This window comes from Microbacterium sp. MMO-56, from assembly GCF_037146215.1.
GTDB lineage: Bacteria > Actinomycetota > Actinomycetes > Actinomycetales > Microbacteriaceae > Microbacterium.
Genome location: NZ_JBBCVW010000034.1, coordinates 1 through 10,405 on the forward strand (window position 1 = coordinate 1; position 10,405 = coordinate 10,405).

13 protein-coding genes are annotated in these 10,405 nt (G+C 66.9%); 5 read left to right on the plus strand and 8 right to left on the minus strand.

The features are described 5' to 3' along the window. Nucleotides 1–75 precede the first annotated feature (75 nt). The 7 genes from WFI00_RS17505 to WFI00_RS17535 form a co-directional block, all read right to left on the minus strand. Nucleotides 76–648, minus strand: a complete 573-nt coding sequence (locus WFI00_RS17505; protein WP_336633565.1) for a hypothetical protein — start codon at nt 646–648, stop codon at nt 76–78. A gap of 758 nt (nt 649–1,406) precedes the next feature. Then, complete coding sequence (locus WFI00_RS17510) at nt 1,407–1,727, minus strand: helix-turn-helix domain-containing protein (protein ID WP_076692071.1); 321 nt, start codon at nt 1,725–1,727, stop codon at nt 1,407–1,409. Nucleotides 1,728–1,732: 5 nt separating this feature from the next. Next, the gene (locus tag WFI00_RS17515) at nt 1,733–2,779 is read right to left on the minus strand and encodes a tyrosine-type recombinase/integrase (protein WP_336633564.1); all 1,047 of its coding nucleotides are present in this window, start codon (nt 2,777–2,779) and stop codon (nt 1,733–1,735) included. Between the two features lie 178 nt (nt 2,780–2,957). Further along, nucleotides 2,958–3,254, minus strand: coding sequence for a glutaredoxin-like protein NrdH (nrdH, locus tag WFI00_RS17520; RefSeq protein ID WP_336633563.1), 297 nt, complete (start codon nt 3,252–3,254; stop codon nt 2,958–2,960). Nucleotides 3,255–3,565: 311 nt separating this feature from the next. Next, nucleotides 3,566–5,494: a hypothetical protein gene (locus WFI00_RS17525; protein WP_336633562.1), complete on the minus strand. Its 1,929-nt coding sequence runs from the start codon at nt 5,492–5,494 to the stop codon at nt 3,566–3,568. After that, nucleotides 5,494–6,255 carry a hypothetical protein gene (locus WFI00_RS17530; protein ID WP_336633561.1) on the minus strand — a complete coding sequence of 254 codons (762 nt, stop codon included), beginning with the start codon at nt 6,253–6,255 and terminating at the stop codon, nt 5,494–5,496. Before WFI00_RS17530 ends, WFI00_RS17525 begins: the two co-directional genes overlap by 1 nt. Before the next feature lie 206 nt (nt 6,256–6,461). Continuing rightward, complete coding sequence (locus WFI00_RS17535; RefSeq protein ID WP_336633560.1) at nt 6,462–7,442, minus strand: hypothetical protein; 981 nt, start codon at nt 7,440–7,442, stop codon at nt 6,462–6,464. Between the two features lie 99 nt (nt 7,443–7,541). On the opposite strand from WFI00_RS17535, the gene WFI00_RS17540 reads away from it, so the two are divergent. Together WFI00_RS17540 and WFI00_RS17545 are read left to right on the plus strand one after the other, a co-directional pair. Beyond that, nucleotides 7,542–7,832, plus strand: coding sequence for a hypothetical protein (locus WFI00_RS17540; RefSeq protein WP_336633559.1), 291 nt, complete (start codon nt 7,542–7,544; stop codon nt 7,830–7,832). Between the two features lie 864 nt (nt 7,833–8,696). Beyond that, the gene (locus WFI00_RS17545) at nt 8,697–8,942 is read left to right on the plus strand and encodes a glutaredoxin family protein (protein ID WP_336633558.1); all 246 of its coding nucleotides are present in this window, start codon (nt 8,697–8,699) and stop codon (nt 8,940–8,942) included. Here WFI00_RS17545 and WFI00_RS17550 read toward each other — a convergent pair. Continuing rightward, nucleotides 8,939–9,256 carry a hypothetical protein gene (locus WFI00_RS17550; RefSeq protein WP_336633557.1) on the minus strand — a complete coding sequence of 106 codons (318 nt, stop codon included), beginning with the start codon at nt 9,254–9,256 and terminating at the stop codon, nt 8,939–8,941. The genes WFI00_RS17545 and WFI00_RS17550 overlap by 4 nt on opposite strands. A 70-nt stretch (nt 9,257–9,326) precedes the next feature. Here WFI00_RS17550 and WFI00_RS17555 point away from each other — a divergent pair, with 70 nt between their 5' ends. From WFI00_RS17555 to WFI00_RS17795, 3 genes are all read left to right on the plus strand, one after another. Continuing rightward, nucleotides 9,327–9,596 (plus strand): hypothetical protein, encoded by a 270-nt coding sequence (locus WFI00_RS17555; RefSeq protein ID WP_016465443.1) that lies wholly within the window; start codon nt 9,327–9,329, stop codon nt 9,594–9,596. Nucleotides 9,597–9,662: 66 nt separating this feature from the next. Beyond that, complete coding sequence (locus tag WFI00_RS17560) at nt 9,663–9,788, plus strand: hypothetical protein (RefSeq protein WP_336633556.1); 126 nt, start codon at nt 9,663–9,665, stop codon at nt 9,786–9,788. A gap of 185 nt (nt 9,789–9,973) precedes the next feature. Continuing rightward, entirely contained in the window at nt 9,974–10,276 is a 303-nt protein-coding gene (locus WFI00_RS17795) for a PASTA domain-containing protein (protein WP_442928343.1), read from the plus strand. Nucleotides 10,277–10,405 lie beyond the last annotated feature (129 nt).

Here is a 10,405-nt window from a genome sequence, read left to right on the forward strand (position 1 = left end):
ACCGACACCAGAACCGAGGTGAACACCGACACCGTCCTCGAGCTCAGCGCCTAACCGAAAACAACAGCAGAAGGATCACCGACCGCTACACCACGTGCTGGGGCTTGACCTGATCTCGCTCGGTTTGGCCGTCTTTCCACGCTCGACGCGAAGTCCCGGATACTGGCCCGTGCTGCTGAGCCACGAGATGAAAGGCGCGATGTCACCGCTACGGGCGGCGTTTCCGGCGGTCCATCGGTCCAGTGCTTCCTGTGTCAGCTGGGCGCGGCCGTCGCCGTTTTGCTCGCGGTGATGGAGGAGCCGGGCGGCAGCGCGGATCCGCTCCCGCGCGGAATCCGCGACACCGATCGTGGTGCGCCGGTGGCGCGCCCGGCGGCGCACGGTGCGCAGCACCTTCCATTGCGCGTAGGGAGTGATCACGGCGGCGTGATGGGGCGGGAGCTGGGTCAGGTACTCGTCGACCCACGTTTCGAGCCGCTCTGTCTGCTCATCTCGTGGGGGAAGCACACCCGCGTCAACCAGGAGTGCGCGGAGGTGATGTCGCGCCTGCCCGGGCGGACACGCGTCGACGCTCGCATGCGTGATCGACTCCTGTGCTCCGATTGCTTGGAGCAGCGCCCGCGGAGTGGGCTTGAGAAGCCATCTCATGGTCGAATCCACGCGGCCTCGATGAACGAGTGCGTTCGGGAGCCCCGTCAGGTGCCCGGGGATCGCTCCTGTCGCAGCCGCCAGCAGCTCGCTGGAGGCTCGGAAGACGGAGCATCGAACGCAGGTGTTCTCGAAGTGCTGCTCACCCGCGGCGCCACACGTTGCGCAGATGTAGTCGCGTGTCGATCCTGCACACGGCCCGCAGACGCGCTCTCCCTGGTCGTTGCGGCCGATGAGTGTCCTCCTCTGAGCGCAGGACCCGCAGTCGGCCGGGTGGCGGAGCTCGCGACGATAGCAGACGCGGCACACCGGACCGATCGGCCAGGTCATGGTGTGCACCGGGCGCCGTTGTTGGCAGAGGGCGCACTCGGCGATGGTGGTGCGGTAGCAACTGTGGCAGAGATCTGCGACGCCGCTCTGGTGGCGGGTTGCTACGCGTCGTTCCCGCCCGCATCGTCCGCACGTCCTGACGGGTGCGGGGTAGCAGCGCTGGCAGAGATCGTCGCCGTCGACGATGGCGGTGACGTGATCGACGCGGCCGCATACGGCGCACGAACGCTTGGGTCGCGCGCAGTGCCCACACAATGGAGCCCCGTCCTCAGTCCGGGCGCTGGGTGCCCGGACGCGACCACAGCGCGAGCATTCCACCCGTCGGCTGACGTTGTAGCACGGACGGCAGAGCCCGCCTCCGTCAGCGAGTCTCTTTACCCGCTGGGCGCGCCTTCCGCACTCGGAGCAGGGATGCTCCGGCGGAACCGTCACTTGGCGTGCCCAGGCCGGTTGATCGTCGTTCGGCGAGCGGATACTCGACTCTTCAGCGGGACGACGTCTCCGGATACCTTCTTGGCGGTGGCCTCGACGATGCGCGGTTCGATGAGGTCGTTGGGCGTGCACTTAAGGATGTCGCACAGCGCGATCAGAGTCGCCATGCTGAGACGCTGCGGCTGACCCGTCACGAGCCGGTATGTCTGCTCGCGGGAGAGCGCGACGCCTCGCTCAGCGAGCAGCGGCTGCAGGTCCGTCGTGGCGAACATCCCACGCTCTGCCATCTTCGCTCGCAGATGCCAGACGTACTCCATCTCTTTCACAGTGCTGCCTCCTCGAGATCGGTGCCGTATCGCATGTGGATGGCTTGGGTGAGGAGGCGGTTGCGGTACTCGTTGGAGACGCCCACGTAGATCGCGGTTGTCGAGGAGAAGGAGTGCCCCACTTGCTCCTGAATGAATCGCTCCGGGTAGTCGAACTCCACCAGGTGCGTCACATATGAGTGCCGCAGCGAATGCAGATCCAGCGACGAGTCGATCCCCGCGGCGTCCCGAGCCGCACAGAACGCCTCGTTAGCTGCCCGCCTACTCAATCTCGTCCCACGCTCCGTCACCCAGAGCGCAGGTGATGACCCCGAAGACGACAGCGCGGGTCGAACCTCTTCCAGATAGTGCCCAAGCGTCTCGGCAATCCAGCCCATCTCTGGGACGGTGAGAACCGTGCGTCGCTTTGACGGGCCTCCGCGGCTCGCCTTGCCATGCCGTACCGATAGCGCACCGAACCGATCCAGCTGCGGCTGCTTCGCGTTGCGGCGCAGATCCACGAGATCAAGCATCACCGCCTCCCGCCTCCGCAGTCCGAACGCGTATACGCACTTGAGGAGTGCCGCATCTCGCAGCGCCTGAACCGCGCCCTTCCGTCGACGCGACCGGATCCGAGCGGCAAGCCCATCGGCCGCATCGAACAGCGCCTGAACCTCGTCAAATGTCAACGGTCGTCGCGCCGCATCGCCCTCGTACTCGCTGACATGGACGATTGAGTTGTCCTCATGGAACACCTGCCGCGGCGCGGCTCCGAAACGCGCCTCACACTCCGACAGCCACGGATATCGAGGATCAGTGACGTACTCGCAGAACATCTTGATGTCGATCTCGTACCCGCGCAGCGTCGATAGCCGCAGCGGCTTCGCCCCCGACCGCAATTCACCGATCCATGCTTCCACTTCCGCCGACGTCCACTGCCACGGGTACATGCCCGAGAAAGCCACAAACCGGCGAACAAGCCGCTCTCTCGCCGCAATCGTCGCAACCTTCAGGAAGCGAGCAGTCTGCTGAGCTCGCCACCCATCCAGCATCCCATCGAGCACGGCCCTCTCGGGGTCGAGGTGAGCGACGTTACGCGCGGAGAAAAGCCTCTGCGCAGGCGAAGAATTAACTACAAGCACATCCTAATGATGCATCCAACACAACATTGATGCAAGAGAAGGCCACTTTCAGATCCTTGGTCGGAGCAGTGACTTCGACCCCGCTCGAGAATCACTGATCTCAGCCTTCTGCAGCTCGTGCGATCGCGGGTCGCCACGTTGCATCAGATGGCAATATTGCCCGTTTCTCGATTCCGGCGATGAGGTCGGGACGGAACCCTGACCATGCGGCCGCGCCCTCGACCTTGACCACGGGGAGCTGAAGGAACCCAAGCGCCCGCAGCTCGTCTACGGCGCCCTCGCGCAGCTCGTCGACGTCGACGACCTGATACTCGACCCCGCGCCCGTCGAGCGCCCGATAGGTCGCGTTGCATTGGACACAGCCTGTGCGGCTGAACACGGTCACCTGAACGCTCATTGCTCTCATCCCTTCCCCCTCACGTTTTTTTGCCGTGAAGGCGACTTGTCGCCGCTAGGACGGGAGGGTGGAGTGCAACCCGAAGGGCGGCGGGGGAGAGAATTTCGGCGCGAAATAAGGGAGCGCAGCGACCGCGTGCCGAAAATCTCGGCGAAGCCGGCGGCTTGCCGCTTGCGCGGAACCCGGACGTCCGTATGCTGCCGAAGGCTTCACGGCAGAAATAACGGGTGCCCGTAGGGCGCCTGGACCGCGGCCGCGCAGCGGCCGTCCCCCACGGGCGCATGCGCCCGCCCAGCCCCGCAGGGGGTGGCTCAGCTCGTCGCGTGTTCCTCGCCGACCGCGGCCGCGGGCTCGTCGACCGGTTCACCCGCCGCGTGCGCGGCCTGGTCGACGGCCGCGGTGAGCGTGGGGGAGGGGAGAGCGCGGAACACCGCGATAGCTCCGCCTTGCACGATGTAGAACTGCCCCACCGCCGCGCGGCGCACGTCATCCGGCGGGATGACGTAGGTGTGTTGAGCACGCGCGGATCGCAGCTCGTCGCCGGTCGCGGCGCCCGATGCTTCGAGGCGCATCGCGGTGCCGGCGAACGATACGACGTCCTCGGGGTCTTTCGACCGGCCGATGACCAGCGCCGCGCCGCTGGACAGGGCGCGGCGGCGGCGTGTCTCATCCTGGGAGACACCCGCGACCGACTGTGCGGCCAGCCAGAGGCCGATGCCGGCCGATCGGGCTGTCTCGAACAGCGACGCGGCGATATCGCCGGGGTCGCTGTCGTCGGTCACGAGTTGCGCGAACTCGTCGACGAACGCGACCGCGGGCGTCTTGTCGCGCCGCGACAGGCGCGCGCTCATCCACCGCCGAAGATCAGCGAGCATCAGGTCACCTACGGTGGCCTGTGCCCTGTCGGCGGGGGAGAGGGGCACGATCGTCAGATCGGCGGTGCGGTTCTCGAAGCTCCACCCCGACGCCGACAGGTGCGGCTCCAACGGTCCCAGCGCCAGCATGAGCCGGCTCGTCACGCGCGCGACGCGCGGCGTGTTGTTCTTGTCGACCGGCTCGTGGAGCATCGTGAGCTGCGCCTGATCGCGCACGTGCGAGGCAGGATCAGCGAGCCGGCCGAACAGGTCGCGCATCCCCGTCAGGGGAGCGTGCGCCTGGATCGCATTGAGCGCGGAGTTGACCTCATCGTTGTAGAACTGGCCATCGCCGGTCGACGTCGGCAGCGTCCGCATGATCTTCGACGTGATATCCGCGGCCGAGCCGGTGAACACGTTCCACGGCTCTGCGACGCTGACGCTGTGGCCGTGAGCTCGCGCGATCGCCGCGAGCTTGTCGGCATCGTCGGGGTCACCCTTCGCGTCGATGAAGAACACCGGCCAGCCTCGATCCAGGGCGGCGAGAATGCCGCCCTGGATGAGCACGGTCTTGCCGGAACCGCTCTCCGCGAAGAGGAGCACCCGTTGGGCGCCGGCCGACTCCGGCAGCACCACGTAGGTGCCGGCGGGATCAGTCCAGTCGGGCACCCTGCGGGTGTCCTGCATCCGATCCCCGATCGTGCGGATCGTCGGACGCTCAACCATCCCGATGCCCTGCAAGGTCACCCGCTCGCGGCCCCCGCCGGCCTTCGGCCGCACTACCGAAACCGGGTGAGGGGCGACGACCAGCGCAGCGCGCCCGCTGGGAGCGAGAACCCCCGTGCGCGCGTCCAGGCGCAGTCCCATCTTGCGGGCGGTGACGATATCCGCCGCCCGCTTCCTGGCGCTCTCGATGTGCTCCTGCGTGAGCACATCGGGCACCTTCCGGGTGCGCACCAGCTCCGCGATGCGGCGGCGGCGCCACGACCAGGCGACGGGCACCAGCAGCACCCCGAGCAGCAGATTCAAAAGCAGGTACGGCCACCAACTGGACAGCAGGGCGAGCGGCCACCCGTCGCCCTGCAGAAAGGTGCGCGCGTCCCCGCTCGCGATCCAGCCTGCCACCGCCACGGCCTCGGCCGTCAGCACGGCCGCGACGATCGCCACGGCCGCAGCATTGACCACCAGGTGCCACCGGTAGGTGATCCAGAACCAGTGCCGCTTAGCGACGCGGTTGCCGGCGAAGCCGGCCACCAGCAGCGGCACCGCCAAGGGCAGGAACAGCAGTACGAGGACGAGCACGACGACGATCTGCAACACACTGCCGAAGAACTCGGTCGTGGTATCGGTCGGCGCCGGCTTCGGCTGCACGTTGGTCTGGCTCATCAGTCCCGCCCTCCCCACACCGGCAACGTCGGCGCCGGCAAGACCGGTGCCGGCACCGCCGGCTCGTCCTCGAGCAATTGACCCGTACGTGTCAATTGCTCGAGCTGATCAGTCGCCGCCCACAAGCCGTCCAAGCTCTCCACGATGTGCCCACGCTCGTCGAGCACGGGCAACGTCACCAGACGGTCACGCACCGCCGGGTGCACCCACTTATCGGCCTCACGCGCGACCGCGCGCATCGCCGTAGGCGTGCCCACGTACACAACCCGCTCGACGCCCTCGGTCAACCAACGCCCGTGCCCGGAGAGGATCAGCTGATAGCGCGGCAGCGCCTTCGCGGTCAGCTCCACCTCCACCCGCTCGACACGTTCACCGCGTCGAGCGATCCCATCGGCCGCGTGCTCTCTCGTCGACCGCGGCTGACTGTCGCGCTCCCACGAGTAGCCGGCGGCGAGGAACCGAGCCGACACAGCGGCTACGGCCACCTCGTGCCGCGTCGTCGCGCGGAACAGATTCGGCGCCGACCGACCCGACATCGCGTGCGACAACCACACCACCGAACCGTCCCGGAAGATCGGCCGCGCACGCTCGATCACGCCCGCCTCAACGCCCCGCGCGATCCACTGCTGAGCCCGCCGCGCCGACACCGGCTCCGACCGCCCATCGGTCGCCGCCAGGACCCAGCGCAACGCCTCCGAGTCCGCGATCCGCACCACCCGCATCCACTCGAAAATGCGCTCGTCCCGCAACGTCACCTGCACCGAACAGCCCGCCTTCCGTCCCCTGCCACACACACCATTCTTTAACTGCCCTTGTCCTGCCGTCCCCCCCAGAACTTTCCAACCTCCATTCCGAAAAGTGTAACGCTGAGGGGTGGAGGTTGGAAAGCGCGAAGCGTGGGGGGGACGGCAGGACAAGGGCAAACGAACCGATCAGGTTCGTTTGCCTATTCGGTCTGGGTGAATACTCAGACGAATAGGCGTTGTGGCTTGGGGAGGCGAGGGAACTGTGCGCGCATCGCGGCCAACGTGGCCTCGATCGCGTCCTGTTCGGCATCGATCTGAGCACGGCGCGCGGCCTCGGCTGCGCTCTGCGCCGCAGCTCTCGCCATGCGCTCGCGCCGCTCCTGAGCGACGCGCTCGAAGGGTGCCAGCTCGTCCGCCGGCACCGCTGCGCGGAGCATCCACGCGAGGTATCCGAGGGGGTCGCGCTGGTCGTCAGGATCGGCAATTCGGATGCCGGCGCCGCGCACGTGATCGTCGATCCGGTCGACGATCTGCTGCACCGTCCAGCCTCGTTCCACGAGCTGCATCCGCTCGATCAGCGAGCACACTCGGCCGATGTGCGCGCCTCGATCAAGCCACGGCATCCGGCTGGCCAACCGTGCCGCGAGTTGCTGCACCGCGATTGCGCGGGGCGCCTCTGGGGCCGTTGGCCTGTTCCTCTTCGTCGTCGCTGGGCGCCGCGCAGCGGTGCCCTCACGAGCGCGCGAATGCGCGCGCGTTGGTGATGATTTGAGAACGTGAGATACCTGCTCTCCTGACGGAGAGACAGGTAGGTGGACATTCTCCACAGATCGAGGATTCCGAGGCGCGCGGCCAGCGGTAGCCGTCGCCGGCATCACGAGCGCTCTCGTCGACGCCGCACGCACCTGGTCGCTCCCATGCACCAGGCGCGCTTGCTCCCGCTCAGCGGTCGTCAGATAGCGTCCCTCGGCCACGGTGACGGCCAGGCCCAGGGCTTCGAGCAAGTGCCGTGCACGCTGCACGGTCTTGCTGCTCATCCCGAGCTGAGCGGCGACCGTGTCGTGCGCCGTGCACACGTCGCGCCCTGTCGCCCGGTCAGCCGACAACCGGTCGGCGTACGCGACGCGCAGCAACGTGTCGGCCGCGACGCGCGCTCTGCGGCGCAGCTCTTCGCCCTCGGGCGTGCGCAGCGCGTCCATCACGGCGTCGAACCACGCCTCAGCCGACCACCAGGCCGGCAGCTCTGCGTACGCCCCAGAGGGCGCCGGCAGCACCCAGGAACGACGTGGAACACTGGATCGATGGGCGAGATGGTTACGGTGCCGATCTGGGACTACCCCGCGGAGGCTCGACGTCGAGCCCGCCGCACGCACATCTCCGCCGCGTACGCCCTGCGACAGCTCCTCGACGTCCCCGTCCGCATCCGCACCGCGGACGGCCCCATAGGCGTCACCGTCCCCTCCGAAACGATCCAGAGCACGGGAGTCTCGGCCGACGAATACGTCGCCAGCTACGCGCTGCTCCGCGACATGAACCTCATGACCTGGGATGCCCGCGATCGCACCCATGTGCGCATCGTCCCCGAAACCTGACACAGCGACCCGTAGCACTCCCGTCACCGACACTCCCAGAGCCTGGGACAACACCCCGGCGTAGGGGGAGCGCAGCGCCACCGCGACAGCAGCGAGCCAGTCGCGATCGCGCGACACGCCCGCGTGCTGAGCCCTAGCGCTATGGCTATCAGGGCGCGCGTGAGCTAACCTATGCACATACCGGCCTTCCTCGGAGGGTGGGTACGACAAAGCCCCGCCCCTCGTGGGCGGTTCTTTGAAAATCTCGATCCGTTAGGTCGGCAAACTTCACCGGATCGGACTTGACACTTTTCGCCCCTCGCCTTTCGCGAGGGGCGAAGTCATTTATGCGACGTCGCCGATAGGCAGCTCCCCATCTCTCGGCTCAGGCTGGGGGAGCCAGTGCGGCACCCCTCGGTCTGTGAGGTCGCTCTCCAAATGCGTCACGACGGCTTCGAAGAAGCCAGCTGATGACATGCCGGCCTGAGCCGCCATCTGGTCGAAGCGTCGCTTGCGCTCTTCCTCAACGATCAGAGACAGACGGGTGGCCGCAAGGCGCGTGCCACGGGGAATCTGACGTCTGGACATGACGCCGACACTAACGGTGTTAACACCACAGCGGGTAGGACACGCCGCATCCCGTGGTGTTAACACCGTTAGTGACACGTACGTGTCAACTGCTCGAGGCGTCGCGGCCGTGGCCGCGGGGGACTGGTGGCGTGGTTGCGCCCCGCTCCGGGCGCGTCAAGGGTGCTACGCAGATTCCTGCGGAATCCCAGCAGAGCCGGCCCTTGACCCGCCCTCCACGGGTCGCAGGGCGGCGGGTATCAGCCGATGGCGATGCATCGGCTGAACAGCCGACGACTGCGGAGAGGGTGACCAACGATGAGCGTTCAAGTGACGGTCTACGGGGCAGAGGGATGCTGGAAGTGCACGAACACGTGCACGGCGCTGCGGCTAGCCGGCATCCCGTTCGAAGTCGTCGACATCGACGCTGCGGGTCTGGTCGACGAGCTGCGCGGCCGCGGCGTGCGTGAGCTGCCGCTGGTCACGACGTCGACCGGCGAAGGCTGGACAGGACTACGCCTCGACAAGATCGTAGAGCTGCGCCACGCGAACCTCAGCGGCTAAGCGCGTGGATTCTCAGACCGCCTGTGGGTGACGGCGTTGCGCCAGACGACGCAGTCGAGCTGCCCGCGGGGTCCGTACCAGGCGACGATGACGACGCGATCGTTCCAGCCGCGCGCGTACGCCGCGGTGCGCTCAGCGGCACGATCCGGCCAGCTCACCCACGCCCACACGGGCGGGAGTGACCCCTTGACCCACTCGATGCGCTGCGGCCCGTACGCCTGCTGAGGGAGCGTGCACGGCGGGGGAGGCGCATCGAGCAGCGACTGAGCGTGCTTGGCTGCGAAGTGCTCTTCGTACCGGCGGTTGGTGGTCACCGCGGCCGCTCCTTCCTCCGGCCAAGATTCCGATAGCCACATTAGAACATCTGTTCTATCCTCAGTAACCATGACGGCGATTGAATTAGAACATGAGGCTACTATCTGGCTGGTCGACGAGCAGCCGGCACGCATGTTCTACGCCGGCCGACGCTGGACCGTCACCGACGAGCCCACACGGCTGCGAGACAGCGTGTGGAGCATCGACCCCGAGGACGCCCACCGCGGGCGCGGCATGTACGGGTGGCGATTCCAAGGCACCGACCCCGCCGGCGAATCGTTCGTGTTCGACGTGTACGGCGGTGGCGGCGAATGGCACGTGCATCGCGCCTACTCGTGAGCCGATCACCGTGGGCGCTGTGGACAATCCAGGCCGCGCACGGTGGGGCGGCGGTACTCTCACGCGATGATCGCCTCTGACGGGTTCGAGGTCGCGGCCACGCCCCACTGTCCCCACTGCGGCACCGTCCTGCGCCGTGCAGCACACGGCTACTGGTGCGCGCAATGCCAGCTCGTCGTCGTCGGCGTGTAGAACGCGCCTATGTGCGAAAAATCTTGATCTGAGAATCACCGATAATAGATATTATGTCATAATCTGCCGCGCGAACTCTCCTTCGCCGTTTTTGAGCCCCTTTCTCCTTGCGCCCTGGGCGTAAGCCGTAGACGCCGTTCTCGTGCGGTGGTGAACTGAGCGCAGATGATGGAGGTGGGCTCTACATGGGTATTGCTGTTCCTGATCTGGTTGGACAGCCAGTGCACATCGCGCAGGATGTGGCCGCGCGGGTGGGGCTCGGGGTGGCCAGTGGTGATCCTGACGGTCCGGGCCTACTGTCCCGGACCTGGCCTGGGATCTTCTGGGTGACTGGTCAGCAGCCGCCGGCGGGCTCGGAGATAGAGCGAGGAGAGCAGACATCGTCACCTTCGTGCCAGACGGTGATGCCCGCGATGGATGCGCGAAGGGTCGACGGCACACCGCCGCCTTACGACGCGGAGCGAGCCAGCTATTCGGGCCAGGAATAAGGGAGATTCGACTTAAGTGGCTCTGCGCATTCTGGGTGGGGTGAGGCGCTCGGGCGTGGCGTGACGGGGTGAGGTGGGTCGAGGCCCGGAGGATCGGTAGCGACCAAGCAACCTGTTCGTCCGGAGACC